The organism is Georgenia yuyongxinii (genome assembly GCF_006352065.1).
In the GTDB taxonomy this organism is placed as follows: domain Bacteria; phylum Actinomycetota; class Actinomycetes; order Actinomycetales; family Actinomycetaceae; genus Georgenia; species Georgenia yuyongxinii.
This window is the reverse complement of sequence record NZ_CP040915.1, coordinates 2,659,711-2,677,967: the sequence shown is the minus strand read 5'-3', so window position 1 is coordinate 2,677,967 and position 18,257 is coordinate 2,659,711. Positions and strand designations below refer to the sequence as shown.

At 73.7% G+C, this 18,257-nt stretch carries 17 protein-coding genes; 10 read left to right on the top strand and 7 right to left on the bottom strand.

Features of this window, described 5'->3' with window-relative positions:
- The first annotated feature begins 78 nt into the window (after positions 1-78).
- Together FE374_RS12265 and FE374_RS12260 are read left to right on the top strand one after the other, a co-directional pair.
- Complete coding sequence (locus tag FE374_RS12265) at positions 79-771, top strand: ABC transporter ATP-binding protein (RefSeq protein ID WP_139929417.1); 693 nt, start codon at positions 79-81, stop codon at positions 769-771.
- Between the two features lie 26 nt (positions 772-797).
- Positions 798-2,333 (top strand): DUF6297 family protein, encoded by a 1,536-nt coding sequence (locus FE374_RS12260; RefSeq protein WP_139929415.1) that lies wholly within the window; start codon positions 798-800, stop codon positions 2,331-2,333.
- Between the two features lie 26 nt (positions 2,334-2,359).
- Here FE374_RS12260 and FE374_RS12255 read toward each other — a convergent pair whose 3' ends face one another.
- Positions 2,360-3,340, bottom strand: a complete 981-nt coding sequence (locus FE374_RS12255) for an LLM class flavin-dependent oxidoreductase (protein WP_139929414.1) — start codon at positions 3,338-3,340, stop codon at positions 2,360-2,362.
- A gap of 207 nt (positions 3,341-3,547) precedes the next feature.
- Between FE374_RS12255 and FE374_RS12250 the strand changes: the two genes are divergently transcribed.
- On the top strand, positions 3,548-3,970 hold the full coding sequence (locus tag FE374_RS12250) for a transferase (RefSeq protein ID WP_139929413.1): 423 nt from the start codon (positions 3,548-3,550) through the stop codon (positions 3,968-3,970).
- A 125-nt stretch (positions 3,971-4,095) separates the two neighbouring features.
- Here FE374_RS12250 and FE374_RS12245 read toward each other — a convergent pair whose 3' ends face one another.
- Complete coding sequence (locus FE374_RS12245; protein WP_139929412.1) at positions 4,096-4,506, bottom strand: SHOCT domain-containing protein; 411 nt, start codon at positions 4,504-4,506, stop codon at positions 4,096-4,098.
- Positions 4,507-4,735: 229 nt separating this feature from the next.
- Between FE374_RS12245 and FE374_RS12240 the strand changes: the two genes are divergently transcribed.
- The 7 genes from FE374_RS12240 to FE374_RS12210 all read left to right on the top strand — a co-directional run bounded on the left by FE374_RS12240 (position 4,736) and on the right by FE374_RS12210 (position 9,771).
- Positions 4,736-5,380 (top strand): RsmD family RNA methyltransferase, encoded by a 645-nt coding sequence (locus tag FE374_RS12240; protein WP_139929411.1) that lies wholly within the window; start codon positions 4,736-4,738, stop codon positions 5,378-5,380.
- A gap of 33 nt (positions 5,381-5,413) precedes the next feature.
- Positions 5,414-5,917, top strand: coding sequence for a pantetheine-phosphate adenylyltransferase (gene coaD, locus FE374_RS12235; protein WP_139929410.1), 504 nt, complete (start codon positions 5,414-5,416; stop codon positions 5,915-5,917).
- Positions 5,914-6,423 (top strand): hypothetical protein, encoded by a 510-nt coding sequence (locus FE374_RS12230; RefSeq protein WP_139929409.1) that lies wholly within the window; start codon positions 5,914-5,916, stop codon positions 6,421-6,423. Before coaD ends, FE374_RS12230 begins: the two co-directional genes overlap by 4 nt.
- Before the next feature lie 95 nt (positions 6,424-6,518).
- On the top strand, positions 6,519-7,106 hold the full coding sequence (locus FE374_RS12225; protein ID WP_139929408.1) for a YceD family protein: 588 nt from the start codon (positions 6,519-6,521) through the stop codon (positions 7,104-7,106).
- Between the two features lie 19 nt (positions 7,107-7,125).
- The gene (gene rnc, locus FE374_RS12220) at positions 7,126-7,935 is read left to right on the top strand and encodes a ribonuclease III (protein WP_139929407.1); all 810 of its coding nucleotides are present in this window, start codon (positions 7,126-7,128) and stop codon (positions 7,933-7,935) included.
- Between the two features lie 67 nt (positions 7,936-8,002).
- Entirely contained in the window at positions 8,003-9,028 is a 1,026-nt protein-coding gene (gene mutM / locus FE374_RS12215; RefSeq protein WP_139929406.1) for a bifunctional DNA-formamidopyrimidine glycosylase/DNA-(apurinic or apyrimidinic site) lyase, read from the top strand.
- A 128-nt stretch (positions 9,029-9,156) separates the two neighbouring features.
- The gene (locus FE374_RS12210) at positions 9,157-9,771 is read left to right on the top strand and encodes a response regulator (RefSeq protein ID WP_139931572.1); all 615 of its coding nucleotides are present in this window, start codon (positions 9,157-9,159) and stop codon (positions 9,769-9,771) included.
- A 29-nt stretch (positions 9,772-9,800) separates the two neighbouring features.
- Here FE374_RS12210 and FE374_RS12205 read toward each other — a convergent pair whose 3' ends face one another.
- From FE374_RS12205 to FE374_RS12185, 5 genes are read right to left on the bottom strand one after another with little or no spacing between them, the layout of a single operon-like run.
- Positions 9,801-11,615, bottom strand: a complete 1,815-nt coding sequence (locus FE374_RS12205; protein WP_230978287.1) for a GAF domain-containing sensor histidine kinase — start codon at positions 11,613-11,615, stop codon at positions 9,801-9,803.
- Entirely contained in the window at positions 11,612-13,549 is a 1,938-nt protein-coding gene (cydC, locus tag FE374_RS12200; RefSeq protein ID WP_139929405.1) for a thiol reductant ABC exporter subunit CydC, read from the bottom strand. The genes FE374_RS12205 and cydC overlap by 4 nt, the downstream gene beginning before the upstream one ends.
- On the bottom strand, positions 13,546-15,357 hold the full coding sequence (cydD, locus tag FE374_RS12195; RefSeq protein WP_139929404.1) for a thiol reductant ABC exporter subunit CydD: 1,812 nt from the start codon (positions 15,355-15,357) through the stop codon (positions 13,546-13,548). Before cydD ends, cydC begins: the two co-directional genes overlap by 4 nt.
- The gene (gene cydB / locus FE374_RS12190; RefSeq protein WP_139929403.1) at positions 15,354-16,430 is read right to left on the bottom strand and encodes a cytochrome d ubiquinol oxidase subunit II; all 1,077 of its coding nucleotides are present in this window, start codon (positions 16,428-16,430) and stop codon (positions 15,354-15,356) included. Before cydB ends, cydD begins: the two co-directional genes overlap by 4 nt.
- A 32-nt stretch (positions 16,431-16,462) precedes the next feature.
- Positions 16,463-17,968, bottom strand: a complete 1,506-nt coding sequence (locus tag FE374_RS12185; RefSeq protein WP_139929402.1) for a cytochrome ubiquinol oxidase subunit I — start codon at positions 17,966-17,968, stop codon at positions 16,463-16,465.
- Positions 17,969-18,257 lie beyond the last annotated feature (289 nt).

Sequence of the window (18,257 nt, the reverse complement as noted above, 5' to 3'; positions counted from 1 at the left end):
TGACGTACGAGCGGCGTCAACCCCGAGTTGACGAAGGTGAAGCATGAAGCGAATCGGACACGAACGTAGGCTCGGCTGGTGCGCGAACCCACGAGCCGCCCGATCGTGCGGGCCACCGACCTGGAGGTGGGCTACGGGGTTTCGGTCTGCGCGCCGATCTCGTTCGCCCTTGCCGCGGGGGAGGTGCTCGCCGTCGTCGGCGTCAACGGGACCGGGAAGTCCACGCTCCTGCGCACGGTGGTCGGCCAGCTCGAGCCGGTCCGGGGCCGGGTGGAGGTGCTGGGCGCGACGCCGGACGATCGTGACGCCACGTTTCGCACCGAGGTCGCGATCGACCTCGGGGACGACGCGTTCTTCCCCGCGCTGACCGTGCGCGAGCACCTGCTGATGACCTGTTACGGCCACGGCGTCGCCGACGCCGCGGACGTCGCCGCCCGGCTGCTGGAGGAGTTCGGCCTCACGGGCCGTTCCGATGCTCTGCCGGCCGCGTTGTCGTCCGGCCAGCGGCGCAGGCTGCTCCTCGCGGCCGCGTTCGCCCGCCCTCGCGAGCTGCTCGTCCTGGACGAGCCCGAACAACGGCTGGATGCCGGCATGCGCGCCAGGCTGACCCGACGGCTCGTGGACGAGCGGCACCACGGGCGTGCCGTGCTGATCGCCAGCCACGATCCCGCCGTCGTCGCCGGCGCGGCCACCGCGGTGCTCCTGATCGACGAGGACGAGGTCCGCCCCCTCACGCCCGCCGCCGCCGCGGTCGCCATCGAGCGCATGTGAGCACGGTGCATCAGGAGGCATCGGCTGTGCGCGTCCCCACCGGGCGCGCCGTGCGCCGCTGGAGCCGGCACCGCGCCGGCCGACGCTCCGAGGGCGGGCTCGGTGACCTGCTCAGCGACGTGTACACCGCCGTGCTGTCGGTGACGATGGCGGTCGCGATCGCCGTCTCGGTGGCCGCCCAGCTCGGGGCCGACCTCGCGGAGACCCCGCCCGTCTCCGGCGGTGGGCTGGTGCTGGCGCCGCACTGGCTCGCGATCCTGGTGGGACTGGCGGCGGTGGCAGGGATCGCCGGGCTCGCCGCCCGGCTGGGACCCGTCGCGGTCCCGGAGCACCAGGCGCAGTGGTGGCTCGCCATGCCGGTGGACCGCCGCTCCCTGCTGCGGCCGGCCGCGGTCCGGTGGCCGCTCGTCGCGGTGCTGCCCGGCGCGGTCGTGGCTGTGGCGGTCACGCTCGTGCTCGCGCCCGCGGCGGACGCCGGGACGCTGACGGCGGCGGTGGCCCTCGGCGGTGCGGTCGCGGCGTCGACGGTGCTCGTGATGGCGCTGACGGAGAGCTCCCGAGCGCGGCACCGCCGGGCCCGTCTAGCGGCCGACATCTGCCTCGCCCTCGTGCCGATCGTCGGCGGAGCGGTGGCCCTGGGCTCGCTGCCAGCGCCTACGGTCCCCGCGCGTCTCGCCGTCCCGGCCGTGGCCGCCGTCGTGGTGGCGGCAGGTCTGGCGGTGCTGGTCGACCTCCGGCTCGCGCGGTTGCGGGGGGCGCTGATGAAGGAGCGGGGCGCGGTGGGCGGCGAGGCTCTCGGTGCGGTGCTCTCCCTCGACACCCGCGCGCTGGGCCGTGCCCTGGCGGCGAGCGCCGAGCCTGCCGCGCGTCGCCGCTCGGCCCGCCTGGCTTGGCTGGCCCGGGCGCCCCGGCTGTGGCGAGCGCCGGCCGTCCTGGTCGCGTCCGACGCCCTGGTGCTTGCGCGCACCCCACGCCACCTGGTTCAGCTCGTCGTCACCGCGACCCTGCCCGCCCTGGCGCTGGCCGTGCCCCAGCCGGTGCCGGTGGTCACTGTCGTGCTGCTGGTCGGCGGCGCGTACGTCGGCGCACTCGCGACGGCGGACGGTGCCCGCCGCGCGCAGGTCGCCCCGGTGCTGGACGCCCTGCTGCCGCTGGGGCAGCACCAGGTCCGGCGCCTGCGCCTCGTCGTGCCGGTGGCGGCGATGGTGTTGTGGTCCGCGGCGGTCTTCGCGGTGATCGGGCTGCGGTACGGGGACCCGGCGGCATGGCTGCTTCTCGGGGTGCTGTCGGCGCCGGTGTGGGCGGCGGGTGCGGTCCGGGCGGCCTACCGCCCTCTGCCCGACTTCTCCGGCCCGCTGATCCACACACCGATGGGAGCCCTGCCGCCGGGGATGAGCACCGTGGTGTCCAAGGGCCCGGACGTGGCCATCCTGTGCGCGGTGCCGGTCCTCGTCGCCCTGCTGGTGGGAGCGGTCCCGCCGGTGCTGCTCGCCGTCCAGGCGGCGCTGGCCGCCGCGGCGGTCGCGATCGCCGGCCGGGTGGGCAAGCGCCAGCACGACTGACCGTGCCCGTGGGGCAGAGACCCGGCTCAGCCGGGCAGCCCCCACGCCTCGGCGAGCAGCTCGTAGGACCGCAGCCGGTCCGCCGTCGGGGCGTTGGTCGCCACGATGAGCTCGTCGGCGTCGGCGAGCCTGGCGAACTCCGCGACCTGCACCTTCACGGCCTCCGGGGCGCCGACCGCGGAGTACCGCAGCATCTGGCGCACCTGCTCCCCGGCGGGGGAGGCCAGGACGGCGTCCGCGTCTGCGAGGCTCAGGTCGACGCCGGGGCGTGCCAGCTGCACGACCCGCCGGCGAAGGTTGTCGGTGAACATCGCCTGCGCGGCCTCGTCGGTGTCGGCGGCGAACACGTTCAGCGCAGCGATCACGTACGGCTCGGGGTGCTCGGCGGAGGGGCGGTACTCCGCCCGGTAGACCCGCACCGCATCCTCGAGCGCTGCCGGCGCGAAGTGGGACGCGAAGGAGTACGGCAGCCCGAGCGCGGCGGCGAGCCTCGCGCCGAACAGCGACGAACCGAGGACGAACAGCGGTACCCGCGTGCCCTCGCCGGGGATGGCGCGGACCAGCTGGTTCGGTGCGGGGTCGCCGAGCAGGGCCTGGAGCTCGACCACGTCCTGCGGGAACCGGTCCGACGCCGCCGGGTCGCGCCGCAGCGCGCGGAACACGTGCTGGTCGCCGCCCGGCGCGCGGCCCAGGCCCAGGTCGATCCGGCCGGGATGGAGCGTGGCCAGGGTGCCGAACTGCTCGGCGATGACGAGGGGGGAGTGGTTGGGCAGCATCACCCCGCCGGCGCCGACCCGGATCGAGGTGGTGTGCGCGGCGATGTGACCGATGAGCACCGCCGTGGCGGAGGAGGCGATCGTGGGCATGTTGTGGTGCTCGGCGAACCAGTACCGCGTGTACCCCCGGCCCTCGGCCCGGCGGGCGAGCTCGACGCTGGCGGCGAAGGTGTCCGCCGCCGTGCCGCCGTCGACGGTGGCGAGGTCGAGGATCGAGAGGGGGACTGGCACGCGGCGCTCCTGAGGACGGACGGGCACACCCGAAGGCATGCGAGAACTCCTCGCACCGTACGTCGGCGAGCTTGACCGCCGCCAACGCCCGTGCCGGCCGTCACGGGCGAACAGGCGGACTGGAACACCGCCCCAGCGGTGTGCGTTGAACAGGTGTGCGAAACCGGACCTGCGGGTTCGGGACATACGACTTGAAGGGGGCGAGCCATGCGGGCCAAGCGCGTCGAGTTCGAGGACGACGACGGCGTCCTGCGCCGGTACTCCCACCACGAGAACGGCGGCGGCCTCGTCGAGTCGACGGCGGTCGTCCACCACACCGCCTACATCGACGCGAGCGCCTACGTCGACCCCGGCGCGCGGGTGCACGCGCACGCCTACGTCGGGCCGCAGGCCTGGATCGACCGATGGGCGATCGTCGGTGAGCGGGCGGTCGTGGGGAAGGACGCCCACATCGGGCCCGGCGCCGTCGTCGGGAGCAGGGCACGGGTGGGTGACCGTGCGCGTGTCGGTGCCTCGGCGCGGCTGGACCGGCGCGCCGAGGTCGCGCCGGACACCGTCGTGCCCACCGGCGCCCGGGTGGCCCCGCCGACGCCCGGGTACCGGACGAGCAGGTTCCGCACCGCCGCGTAGCCTCACCGCGCCGCGGTGGCCGACAGTCCGCATCTCACCGCATGACGGTCTGGGGACCAGGCCGCGCCACGAGAGACCGGTCGGGGGAACCGCGGCGGTCCCCCCGACCGGGCCTGGTCTTGCTGCTAGCTCATGTCCGCGGTCTGCCGACCACTCAGCGCCGTCGCCTTCAGTGCCTCGTACTCGCTCGCCGTGATGGCTCCGGAGTCGAGGAGCTCCTTCGCCTTGGCGATCTCCTCGGCGGCGCTCGGGCGCGCGACACCGCGGATGTAGCTCTCGGTCGCTTGCTGCTGCGCCGCCGCGGCTTCCATGTTGCGCTCTCCCATGCTCTTCCCGCGGGCGATCACGTAGATCAGGGCCGTGATGATCGGGAAGAAGAGCAGGAAGATCAGCCAGACGGCCTTGAGTAAACCGTTCATGGTCTTGTCGCGGAAGATGTCGGTGATGATCGCGAACAGGGCGAACAGGTAGGCGATGAACAGCGTGAACCACAGCGTCCACCAGATGATGTTCCAGAACTCGTCCCAGAAGTCCATCACAACCACTCCTTTGCGGCGTCGGTCAGGCCCAGGGCGCGGGTTCCCCTCGGTCCATGCGTCGAAAACGCTAGCCGCGCCGGGAGAGGGCGGGCTCATCCCGGGAGGATGATCCGGCTGGTGGCCGACGCCGACCCGCTCGAGCGGGCGACATTCCGCGGGACGCTCCGCATGGTCAGCCCCGCGGCCGGTGCCAGAAGGCCTGCCGCGACCACCCTAGAGTGGGCTGGTGACCAGGATCGTCGCGGGCAGCGCGGGCGGGCGCACCCTCCAGGTGCCGCGCAACGGCACCCGCCCGACGTCCGAGCGCGTGCGCGAGGCGCTGTTCTCCAGGCTCGAGCATCTCGGCGTGGTCGATGGCGCCTGCGTGCTCGACCTGTACGCCGGCTCCGGCGCCCTTGGCCTGGAGGCCGCGTCGCGCGGCGCCGAGCACGTGACACTCGTGGAGGCCGCCAAGCCGGCCGCGGACCTGTGCCGGCGCAATGCCATCGCCCTCGGCCTGGGTGCGCGGGTTGACGTGGTCGCCGCGAAGGTGCAGGCATACCTCGCCGGGCCGCCCACAACCGCGCACCTGGTGCTGCTCGATCCCCCCTATGACGTCACCGAGGACGACCTCGCCGGCGTCCTCGCCCTCCTTGCAGGCCTGGCCGAGGGTGCCGGTCCCGACGGCGCCGGCCCCGACGGCGCGGACCTGGCCGCGCGCGGCACCGCGGGGGCCGCCCACGGCTGGCTGGCCCCGGACGCCGTCGTGGTCGTCGAGCGCTCGAAACGCAGCCCCGAGCCCACCTGGCCCGCCGGTCTGCGGCGGGCCGGGCGGCGCGCCTACGGCGACACCGTGATGTGGTTCGCCGAGCCCCACGCCGACCAGGGCTAACGTGTGGCCCATGGGCACCATGGGAGGACGGGTATGAGTCTGGCGGTCTGCCCGGGTTCGTTCGACCCGATCACCCTCGGACACGTCGACGTCGTGCGCCGCGCGCGAGAGATGTTCGACGAGGTCGTGGTCGCCGTCGCGCACAACCCGGCCAAGCGGTACCTGTTCGACGCTGAGACGCGCGTGGAGCTGGCGGGCGCGGCGCTCGCGGACGTCGACGGCGTGAGGGTGGAGCTCGTGCCGGGCCTGCTCGCCCGATTCTGCGCCGACGTCGGTGCCGCGGCGATCGTCAAGGGCCTGCGCGGCGCCGCGGACTTCGACAACGAGCAGGCGATGGCGCTGATGAACCGTCATCTGGTCGGCATCGAGACCGTCTTCATCATGGGCGACCCCACCCTCGGCCACATCGCGTCCTCGATGGTCAAGGACGTGGCCAGTCACGGCGGCGAGATCGACGACCTCGTCCCGCCGGCCGTCGCGGCCGCCCTCCACCGTGCCCTGAGCCCGTCCGCCGACCCCGCAGGAGATGGAAGATGACCGCCCCCACCACGCCCAAGGTCGAGGACGACGGCGCGTCGCTCATCTCGATCCTCGACGAGCTCACCGACATGGTCGAGCGGGCCCGCGCCATGCCGATGTCCGCATCCGTGCTGGTGAACAAGGCCGAGACCCTCGACCTCCTCGACGCGGCCCGCGGGGTGGTGCCGGCGGAGATCCACGCCGCGGACGACATCGTCGCCGACGCCGACGCCGTCCTGGAGCGTGCGCGGGACAAGGCCCAGGAGATCGTGGCGCAGGCGGAGGCCGAGGCCGAGCGGCTCGTCGCGGCCGAACGGGTGGTGGCGCTGGCGCAGGAACGCGCCGAGGACATCGTCGCCCAGGCCCGGGTCAAGGCCGCCCGCCTCGCCGCCGACGCCGACGACTACTGCGACCGCAAGCTCGCCCAGCTCGAGATCGAGCTGGGCACCATCGCTAGCCAGGTCAGCGCCGGCCGGGAGGCGCTCGCCGCCCGCGCGAAGCACACGGTCGACGACGGCGCGTAGCCGCACCGGACCGGCCCCGCGCCACGGGTAGCATCGACTGTCGGTCCTGGACCATCCAGGCGCCCAGAGGGCGCCACTGCACCCGGAGGAGCCCCATGAACGCGCGATCACCCTTCGTGATCAGCACGCACGACCTCGGCCGCCAGCCAGGCCTGATGCGCGAGCTCAACCGCGCCGTGCCCGCCCCGGCGGACCTGGGCACCGACGTCATCGCGGTCCCCGCCGGCGCCGACCTCCAGCTGGACCTGCGCCTCGAGGCCGTCTCCGACGGCGTGCTCGTCACCGGCGAGGTCACCGGCCCCGTGCGGGCGGAGTGCTCACGTTGCCTGCGCGAGCTCGACGACTCCGTCACCGTGGACATCTCCGAGCTGTACTACTACCCGGGCAAGCGGGCGGAGCTGGCCAAGGAGGGCGACGAGGAGGCGGAGGACCTGCCCGAGCTCGTCGGCGACCAGCTCGACCTCGAGCCCACGGTGCGTGACGCCGTCGTTCTCGCCCTGCCGTTCCGGCCGCTGTGCCGCCCGGACTGTGCGGGCCTGTGCCCGGACTGCGGGGTGCGGCTCGACGACGCCGAGCCAGGCCACCACCACGAAAAGCTCGACCCGCGCTGGTCCGCCCTCGGCTCACTCCTCCCCGACGCCGAGCGGACCGGCCACGCGGGGGAGCAGGGAGAGGCGCGGTGAGCGCGGCGAGGGGCCCGCGATGACCCGACGGCGGAGCAAGGTCGAGACGGTGGCGGAGGCACCGGCACGCCAGGACGTCGACGTCCTGATGGAACAGCTCGGCACCACGATCGACCCCGACCTGCTGGTGCTCGCGCTGACCCACCGCTCCTTCGCCCACGAGGCCGGCGGCATCCCCACCAACGAGCGCCTGGAGTTCCTGGGCGACTCGGTGCTCGGCATCGTCGTGACCGAGTTCCTCTACCGCCACCACCCGGGGGTGCCCGAGGGCGACCTCGCCCGGATGCGCGCGGCGACCGTCAGCCAGCGCGCGCTCGCCCAGGTGGCACGCGAGCTGGGGCTCGGGGGGTTCATCCTGCTCGGCCGCGGCGAGCTCGTGACCGGCGGCCGGGAAAAGGACTCCATCCTCTCCGACACCGTCGAGGCCCTCATCGGCGCGACCTACCTGTGCCACGGCCTCGAGCCCACGCGCGCCGTGGTCGAACATCTCGTCGGCCACCTCCTCACCCAGGCGCAGCGCCTGGGGGCGGGCCTGGACTGGAAGACCTCGCTGCAGGAGCTCGCCGCCGAGCGTGGTCTGGGCAGCCCCGCCTACATCGTCTCCGGCACCGGGCCGGACCACGCGCGCACCTTCGCCGCCGTCGTCGAGCTCGGCGGCAAGGAGGCCGGCGCCGGAGTGGGCAGCTCCAAGAAGCTCGCCGAGCAGAACGCCGCGGAGGACGCCTACGCCCGCCTGGACGCCGAGCGGGCGGCGGAGGCGGCGCACGACGCCGTCGTGGCCGACGCCGTCGCGGACGCGACCGGCGCGAACGGTTCCACCCGGGCATGAGCGCGCGCCCTTCGGAGGTCCTGCGCCGGACCGCGAGGAGCCCAAGCCCGGCCCCGCGGGCCCGCTGATGCCCGAGCTGCCCGAGGTCGAGACCGTCCGCGCCGGCCTGGCCGCCCGCGTGGTCGGCCGCACCGTGGCCGACGTCGACGTCCTGCACCCGCGGGCCGTGCGCCGTCAAGCCGGCGGTGCGGCGGAGCTGGTCGCACGGGTGCGCGGCCGTACCGTCACCGCCGCCGTCCGCCGCGGCAAGTACCTCTGGCTCACCCTCGGCACGGACGCGGCCGCCCCGCCCGACGAGGCGCTGCTCGCGCACCTGGGCATGAGCGGGCAGCTGCTCGTCCAGGAGCCGGACGAGGCCCGCGACGGTGGGGTGGGCGCGCCGGACGGGTCCGCCGTCGCCGCCTTCCTCGCGCCACCGGGGGAGCGGCCGGTGGACCTGACCGCCACCCAGCCACCCACCCTCGTGCGGACCATCCCGGCCACCACCGCGCACCTGCGGGTGCGGCTGCGCTTCGCCGACGGCGGCCAGCTGTGGTTCGTCGACCAGCGCACGTTCGGTCACCTCATGGCAGCCACCACCGTGCCCACCGACGACGGCGCCCCCGGCGGCTACGGCTCCGACGCACCGGTGCTGCCCGGCCCGGTCGCCCACATCGCCCGGGACCTGCTCGACCCCGCCCTCGACCGGACCGCGCTCGTCCGCCGCACCCGCGCCCGCGTCACCGAGGTCAAACGGGCCCTGCTCGACCAGGGCCTCGTCTCCGGCGTCGGCAACATCTACGCCGACGAAGCGCTGTGGCGGTCCCGGCTGCACGGCACGCGGCGCACCGACCGGCTGCCCGTGGCAGGGCTGCGCACCCTGTTCGACGACGCCGCCGCCGTCATGCGCGAGGCGCTCGCCGTGGGCGGGACGAGCTTCGACGCGCTGTACGTCGACGTCGAGGGCGCCGCGGGGTATTTCGCCCGCTCGCTGGCCGTGTACGGGCGGGCCGGGATGCCGTGCCCGCGGTGCAGCGCGCCGGTGCGCCGCGAGCAGTTCATGAACCGCAGCTCCTACTCGTGCCCACGGTGCCAGCGCCGTCCACCGGTGTGAGCGGCCCGACCGCCGCCGACGCCCGAAATGCACCGAAACCCCTGGAAAGCCCGTCTCGTGCGGACGAAACGTTCGATATCCTCGGTTCCGTGCCAAACGAACAGCAGGGTGAGCGCGACATCCGCGTCATGATCATCGACGACCACGAGATCGTGCGCCGCGGGATCGCGGAGATCGTCGACCGGGCCGACGGGCTCTCGGTCGTTGCGGAGGCCGGGTCGGTGGCCGAGGCGGTGCGCCGCGCCGAGCTGGTGCGCCCCGACGTCCTCCTCGTGGACCTCCAGCTTCCCGACGGCACCGGCATCGACATCATCGCCACGCTGCGCGAGAAGGTGCCGGACGCCCGGCCCGTCGTGCTGACGTCCTTCGACGACGACGACGCTCTCGCCTCCGCGCTCAATGCCGGCGCGAAGGCGTACCTGCTCAAGACCGTGCGCGGCGCCGAGATCGCCGATGTCATCAAGGCCGTCGCCGCGGGTCGCACGCTCCTGGACGAGCGCACCGTCACCCGGCGCCGCGCCGACCACGAGGACCCCACGGCGGACCTGACGCCGTCCGAGCGGAAGGTGCTCGAGCTGATCGGGGACGGGATGTCCAACCGGGAGATCGGCGATCGGCTCGGCGTGGCCGAGAAGACCGTGAAGAACCACATCACCGCACTGCTGAGCAAGATGGGCCTGCAGCGCCGCACCCAGGTCGCTGCCTGGGTGGCCGGTCAGCGGGCCGCCGGCTGGCGCAGCTGACCTATCGCCTGAGCAGCTGACCTACCGCCTCAGGTGAGCGGCGCCTGCCAGCTCATCAGGCTGCCCTGCCCGCGCTCGTTCACCCCGATCGCGAAGGTGCCACCGTGGCGGCGCGCCCGGGCGGCGAGGTTCGCCAGGCCGGAGCGGCGGGTCACGGACGGGTCGACCCCGGCGCCGTCGTCCTCCACGTCCACGACGACGCGACCGGTGGGCCCGTAGCCCAGCACGCTCACCCGCACCTGGACCGATGCGGCCTTGGCGTGCCGGGCCGCGTTGGACATGCCCTCGCGGACCACGGCGACGACGTCGTCCGCGATGTCGGCGTCCACGCGGTTGTCGACCGTGTCGACCAGGGCGCTCTCGTCGTCGTCGCCGGCGATGACGGTCCCGTCCACGTCGATGATGAGCGAGGGGGCGTACCCCAGGGAGGTGCGCGCCAGGGAGGCTTCCCGCCGCAGCCGTTCGACCAGCACGACGGCGGTGTCCGGCTCGCGTAGCGAGTGGACGATGGCGCGGATCTGCTTGACCGCCTCGTCGACCCCGCTGAGCGCGTCCTCGAGGAGGCCGGCGAGGTACGGCTGACCGCGGCCCGCCATGTCGGCGCGCGCGTTCTCGATCTGCATGCCGGTGGCGAAGAGCTGCTGGATCGCGAGGTCGTGCAGGTCCCGGCCGATGCGAGCGCGCTCGTCGAGCAACGAGGCGACGTCCTGGGCGTGACGCGCGGCGGCGAGCTCCAGGGCCAGGGCAGCCTGGCCCGCCACGGACTCGGCCATCGCCAGGTCGGACTCGTCGAACTCCGGTGCGCCGATCTTGCGTAGCAGGAGGATGACGCCGCGGCCCTCGCCGCGCAGCATCATGGGCGCGTACAGCGCGGCCCCGAACTGCGCGAGCTCCTTCAGCCGCAGCGTGCGCAGCCGGGTGAGGGAGTCGACCATCATGCCGGCCCCCTCCCTCAGCACCGTCATGGCGCGTCCGTCGGGCGGGAAGACGAGGCCCAGGAGGTCACGCGCGCCCATGCCGTCCGCAATCTCGCACGCCCACGCGTCGCCCACCGACGGCAGGATGATCAGGGCGGTATCGGCCTCGGCGACCACGCGCAGCCGCGCGGCGATCATCTCGAGGGCCTCCTCCTCCTCGGTGCCTTCGAGCAGGGTGGTGGTGATGTCCTGGCTGACGCTGATCCACCGCTCCCGGTTGCGGGCCTCGGTGTACAGGCGCGAGTTCTCGATGGAGACCGCGGCGGCCTCGGCGAGGCTCATCATGTCCAGGGCGTCGCGCTCGCTGAAGCCGCCGGGCTTCTCGGAGAGGTAGAGCCGGCCGAACACCTGCTCACGGACCCGCACCGGCACCCCGAGGAAGGAGTACATGGGCGGGTGGCCGGGTGGGAAGCCGCCGAAGTCCGGGTGCGTGGTCAGGTCGTCCAGGAGCAGGGGGCCGTCCACCGGGATGGCGCCGAGCAGGCCCCGGCCGCGTGGCGGGTGGCCGAGCACCTCGACCTCCTCCTCGGTGACGCCCACCTGCACGAACGCGGTGGTGTCCCCGCGTGCGTCGAGGACACCCAGGGCGGCGTACTTGGCGCCGGTGAGCCGCGCGGCGCGGTCGACGAAGTTGCGCAGGGCGTCGGTGATGTCCAGGTGCGAGGCGACGTTGATCGCCGCGCCCAGCAGGGAGGAGGTGTCGGTGTCCATGGTGCGCCGTGTGCCGTCGACGTGCGGGACGCTGCGCTGGGCGTGCGGGTTGACGAGCTGGGGGTAGCGCCCGCCGTGCGGGTCCACCCGGCCGGTCCCGCCCGTGGCGTGCGGGGACGTGACGCCGTCGGTGCCGTGCTGACCGCTCTGGTTCATCCCTGCTCTTCCTGCTCGGCCGCCCATCGGTAGGCCGGCACCGTGGCCAGGAGCTCGCGGTGCGAACCCCGTGCCAGCACGGTAGCCGCTCCGGCGGACATGCCGCCGTCGGGCCTACCGAGCAGGATGACCTCGTCGGCGGCGTCGAGAGCGGCCAGCCGGTGCGTGACGAGCACGACGCCGCGTGTGGCGCCGGTGGCGCCAGCGACGGCGGAGTCGGGCGCGGCTGTGTCGCGGCCGGAACGGAGCAGGTCGGTGACGAGCCGGTCCGCGGTGACAGGGTCCAGGTGCTCGCCCGGCTCGTCCAGGAGCAGCAGCGGGGCGGGACTGGCCAGCGCGCGGGCCAGGAGCAGGCGGCGGCGCTCCCCGCCGGAGATGGTCGTGGCGTCGGTGCCGAGCATGGTGCCGAGCCCGTCGGACAGCCCGGCGAGCCACGCGCCCAGGCCGGCTCGGCCGAGCAGGGCGGATGCCTCCGCCTCGGTGACGTCGCCTCGTGCCACCCGCAGGTTCTCCAGGACGGTGGTCTCGAAGATGTGCGCGTCCTCGGCGGTCAGCACGACCTGCTCGCTGACGGCGCGTCGGTCCGTCCTCCACAGGGGGGCGGCGTCGAGGTCGGCGGCGCCCGCGCGGGGCGGCAGCAGCCCGGCCAGTGCGAGCAGCAGGGTGGTCTTGCCGATGCCGCTGGGACCGACGACGGCGACGGCGCGTCCGGGGCGGGCGTCGAGGTCGATGCCCTCGGCGACCACCGGCGCGCCGGGCCACCCGACGGCGAGCGAGCGTGCGGTGAGGTGGGGGCCGGGCGCCGTGACATCTCGCGGAGAAGATGACATCTCGAGGGAAACATGGTGGGGGAGATCGCGGGGGAGCAAGGGGCCGGAAGCGGTGTCGAGCAGCTCCATGACGCGCACGGCGGCGCCGCCGGAGCGCACCAGCTGGATCGCGGCCGGGCCGAGCAGCGCGGTGCCCTCGAACGCCGCGAGCGGCGTCAGGACCACCACCGCCAGCTCGATCTGCTCCATCGATCCCGTGATGGTGGCCGGGATGCCCAGCACCAGCGCACCGAGCACGGCCGCGCCCATGGCCAGGGTGTCGATCCCGGCCGCCAGCGCCGCCGGGCGCGCCGCGGCGTCCTTGGCCCGCGCCAGCACCCGCTCGGTCCCCGCCAGGTGCCCCAGCATCCGCGGCAGCCGCCCGGACACGATCAGCTCCGCGGCGCCGTCGACCATCGTCTGCGCGGTGACGGCCAGCTCGGCCCGGGCAAGGATCTGGGCGTGCTCGGACAGGCGGGCGGCCCGCATGGTCAGCCACGGCCCCACCAGCCCGGCCACGAGCAGGCACCCGGCCAGCACCGCCCCGATGCCGATGTGCTGCCACCCGACCAGCACCACCGAGCCGAGCCCGACGACGGCGGCCACGGCGGCCGGCAGGATCGCCCGGACCACCACGTCGCCGACGGCGTCGACGTCGGCGCCGGTGCGGGCCAGCAGGTCACCGCGGCGCAGCCCGGCGACGGCGTCGGTGCGCCCGTCGGCCAGCGTGCGGTAGACGTGCTCGCGCAGCGACGCCATGCCACGCAGCGCCACCTCGTGCGAGGCCAGTCGCTCGAGGTAGCGCATGAGCCCGCGCGAGATGCCGAACATGCGTACCGCCACGGACGCGATCGACAGCTCCAGCACCGGTGGCATCTGGGACGCCCGGGCGATGAGCCAGGCGGCGCACGCGCTCAGGGCGACGGCGCTGCCCAGCCCCGCGCTGCCGGCCAGGATCGCCCACAGCAGCCGCTCCCGGTCCAGATCGAGCAGGGTGAGGGCGCGTCGTAGCGCGCGGCGCTCGGTGGCGGGCAGGACGGCGCGGGGTCGGTCGGGCGCCGCCGAGTTGACGGCGGTGCGGGATGGACCGGGCACCGGCCGGGCGGGGGTCGTGGTCGCGGTCACGGGCGGGCCTCCACGGCCTCGGCGGCGGGTTGGGTGGCCGTCGGCGCGGCACGGTCGGCGAGTGGGGGCACGTCCCTCTCGCCAATCACGCCGGTGCGGGACTGCACCGTGACGACGTCGTCGGCCATCGCCACCACGGCCGCGCGGTGGGCGATGACCAGGACGGTGCGTCCGGCGTCGCGCAGCGCGGCGACGGCGTCGAGCACGAAGCGCTCGGAGGCCGCGTCGAGGTGTGCGGTGGGCTCGTCGAGGACCACCAGCTGCTCGTCGCCCAGGAGGGTGCGGGTCAGGGCCAGGCGCTGACGCTGCCCGACCGACAGGCCCGCCCCGCCCTGGCCGAGCACGGTGTCCCAGCCGGCGGGCAGGGCGGCGAGCACCTCGGTCAGGCCGGTGGCCGCGGCGGCGGCGACGGCGCGCGCATCGACCTCGTCGGCGGCGTCGCCGAGGACGTTCTCCCGCACGGTGCCGGCGAGGATGATCGGCCGCTGCGGCACCCAGGCCACCTGGGCGCGCCAGGCGGCGGGGTCGACGTCGGCGAGGTCGAGCGCCGGCCCGCCGGCGCCCTGGTCCGGGCGGACCTCGTCGGCGCCCGGCTCCGGGCTGACCTCGCCCGCACCCGAGTCCAGCCTGACGCGGCCGGCGTCGGGGCGCAGCAGCCCCAGCACCACGGACGCGGCCGTGGTCTTGCCCGCCCCGGAGGGACCCACGAGCGCGACGACGCGGCCCGGGCGGATCCGGGCGTCGAGGTGCCACGGGGCCCAGGTGTTGCGGCCGGGGGCGGCGACGCCGACGCCGTCGAGCACGATGGTGGTGCGGCGCAGGTCGGGCGCTGGTGCGGTGCCGGCCGGCGGGATCGGCCGGTCGAGCACGGCGAAGGCCTGCTCGGCGGCGGCGACGCCGTCGGCGGAGGAATGGAACTGGGAACCCACCTCACGGATGGGCTTGTAGATCTCCGGGGCGAGCATGAGCACCGCCAGGCCGGTGGTGAGGTCGAGGTTGCCGGCCACGAGCCGGGTGCCGATGACCACGGCCACCAGAGCCACGGAGAGGGAGGCGAGGAACTCCAGCACCGCGCCGGAGAGGAACGCCACCCGCAGCGTGGCCATCGTGGTGCGCGTGTAGGCGCGGCCGAGCTCGCCCACGCGCCGGCCCGGACCGTGCTCGCGCCCGAGAGCCTTGAGGGTGCCGAGCCCGGCGAGCAGGTCTAGCAGCTGCGCCCCCAGCCGCTGCATCGCGAGGAGCTTCTCGGCCGCGAACCGCTGGGTGAGCAGGCCGATCAGCCACATGAACACCGGGATCAGCGGCAGCGTCACGGTGATGATCAGCGCGGAGACGAGGTCGAGACCGAAGACCACCAGCAGCGAGGCGGGGGTGACCGTGGCGGCGAGCAGCAGCTGGGGCAGGTAACGCACGAAGTACGGCTCGAGGTCGTCCAGGCCGCGGGTGGCGAGGGTGACCACCTGGGCGCCGTGCCCGTCGGCGAGCCAGCGGGGCCCGTGCTCGACCGCCCGGGCCAGGACCTGGGCGCGCAGGTCGGTGATGACGTCGCGGGCGGCGCGGTGCGCGAAGGTCTCCTGGACCATGAGCACCCCGAACCGTGCCGCGACGACGGCCACGAACCACCCGACCAGGTGCGCGACGTCGGCCCACCCGGCCCGGCCCTCGATGACGGGGGAGATGGCCCGGGAGAGGAGCAGCGCCTGGGCCACCACCAGGGCCGCCGTCGTGAAGCCGGTCAGCGCCGTCAGGGCGATGTAGCGACGGGCGGCCCGGGCGTGGTGGAGGAGTCGGGGGTCGAGCGGCTTCACCGGATCAGTGTGCCCCGCGGCTCCCCGTGGCCCTCGGACCCGGCCGGCTGCGGGGACAGGCCCTCGTGGCCGCCGATCTCGTGGGTGCTGATGCGCTTGCGGAACACCCAGTAGGTCCAGCCCTGGTAGGCCAGGACGACCGGCACCAGGACCAGGGCGACCACGCTCATCACCTGCATGGTGGCCTGCGAGGACGCGGCGGCGTCGATGCTCAGCGAGAACGCGGGGTCGATCGAGGACGGCATGACGTTGGGGAACATCGTCCCGAAGATGAGCACCACCGCCGCGACGATCGCGAGGGCATTGAGGGTGAACGCCCAGCCCTCCCGGCGCGCCCGGGTGGTCACGACGACGCCGACCAGCGCGAGCGCGGCGACGGCGAGCGGCGCCCACGTCCACACGTGCGCGGAGAAGGCCAGCTGCGCCCACACCGCCCACGCGCCGGCCACCACCACGGAGACCACGGACAGGCGCTGGGCCAGCGCACCGGCGCGCTCGCGGACCTCGCCGTCGGTCTTCAGGGCGAGGAACACCGCCCCGTGGGTGAGGAAGACGACCGCCGTCATGACACCGCCGAGCAGCGTGAACGGGGTGAGCAGGGAGAAGAACCCGCCGACGAGCTGGTGGTTGCCGTCGATGACCTCGATCTCCATGCCCTGGACGAGGTTGGCGAACGCGACACCCCAGAGCACCGCGGGCACCCAGGCGCCGATGGTGTGCGCCCAGTCCCAGCGGTTCCGCCACGCCGGGTCGTCGATCTTCGCGCGCCACTCGATGGCGCAGACCCGCACGATCAGCGCGAGCAGGATCAGCAGCAGGGGCAGGTACATGCCGGAGAACATCGTGGCGTACCACTCCGGGAAGGCGGCGAAGGTGGCGCCGCCCGCGGTAAGCAGCCACACCTCGTTGCCGTCCCAGACCGGGCCGATCGAGCGCAGCAGCACACGGCGCTCCTTCTCGTCCCGCGCGAACGGCTTGAGCAGCATGCCCACGCCGAAGTCGAAGCCCTCGAGGACGAGGTAGCCCGTCCACAGGACGGCGATGAGGAGGAACCACAACAGGGGGAGATCCATGGTCTACGTCTCCAGTTCAGCGGCGCGGGCGGTCAGTACGCGAAGGACAGGGTCGGTTCGAGCTCCTCGGAGCTCGTCACCTCGTCCGGCTCGTCGGTGCGGTCCTCGGCCAGGGGCTCGACGCCCTCGCGGACGTACCGTTTGATCAGCAGGAACCACACCACCCCCAGCGCCGCGTACAGCAGGGTGAACACCACCATCGAGGTGAGCACGGTGCCGGCGGGAACGACGGTGGAGACGCCGTCCTGGGTCAGCATGTAGACCTGGTCGACCGGGTTGGCAGGGTTGGGGTGGACCACCCAGGGCTGGCGGCCCATCTCGGTGAAGATCCAGCCGAACGACGAGGCCAGGAAAGGCATCGGCAGGGCCACCAGGCACAGGCGCGAGAACCACGTGGCGTCGGTGACGCGGCCGCGGCGCAGCAGCCACAGCCCGGCCACGGCCAGCGCGGCGGAGAACGCGGCCAGCCCGATCATGAGCCGGAAGGACCAGTAGGTGACCGCAAGGTTGGGGATGTAGTCCACATCGGTGCCGAACTGGTCGGCGTACCGCTCGGTGTACTCCTCCTGCAGGTCGTTGACGCCGGGCAGGTAGCTGTCCTCGCCGGTGAAGGACCCCGTGCCCAGGAAGGACGTCACGCCCGGGATCTTGACGAGGTGCTGGACGTTCTCGGGGTCGCCGGACAGGTCACCGATCGCGAGCAGCGAGAACGGGACGGCCTCCCCGCCCTCGACGTGGCCCTCGGCCGCGGACATCTTCATCGGCTGCTGCTCGTACATGAGCTTGCCCTGGAAGTCACCGGTGATCCCGACGCCGACGCCCGCGATGAGCATGGTCACCAGGCCCACGTAGGCACCGGTACGCCACACCTGCCGAGCCTCGTGCTCGCGTCCGGCCCGCACCGACCGGACGATCCACCAGCCGCAGATCCCGGCGACGAACGTGCCCGCGACCAGCCAGGACGCGGTGAGGGTGTGCGTGAACGCCGCGACGAGGGTGTTGTTGGTGATGACCTCGAGGAAGCCGCCCACGCCGTCGAGCTCCGCGCGCCCGGTCTCGGGGTTGAACACCGCCCCGACCGGGTGCTGCATCCAGGAGTTCGCGGCGAGGATCCAGTACGCCGACAGGGTCGTGCCTACGGCCACGGCCCAGATGCAGGCGCTGTGCAGCCACTTGGGCAGCTTGCCCTCACCGAAGATCCACAGCCCCAGGAAGGTGGACTCGAGGAAGAACGCCGCGAGGGCCTCGATCGCGAGCGGGGCGCCGAAGATGTCGCCCACGAACCGGGAGTACTCCGACCAGTTCATCCCGAACTGGAACTCCTGCACGATGCCCGTGGCCACACCCAGGGCGAAGTTGATCAGGAGCACCTTGCCGAAGAACTTGGTCAGGCGGTGCCAGCGCTCGTTCCCGGTGCGCACCCATGCGGTGTGCATGATCGCCACGAGCGGCGACAGGCCGATCGTGAGCGGGACGAGGATGAAGTGGTACACGGTGGTGATCCCGAACTGCCACCGCGCGAGGTCGAGCGCTTCCACAGTCAGCCCTTCGCAGGTCAGAGTTTCCCGCTGTCGTCGGCGGGTTCGGGCTCAAGGTAGGAGCGGGCAGGCGCGGCCGACCGGGACCAACGTCCCGGGATCTGACGCCTCGTCAGGATCAGCGGGCGCGTCAGGAAGGGCGGCGAGTGTCGCCTGTGAGATACTTCGTCTTGGTCGGAGGGCAGCTCCACACCGCGTCCTCCGGTCCGACGACGTCGCGACACCGGCACCGGTTCACCTCGCGCCGCCCCGCTCAGGCGGGTGCGCTGCAGCAGGGGACAGGCAGCTC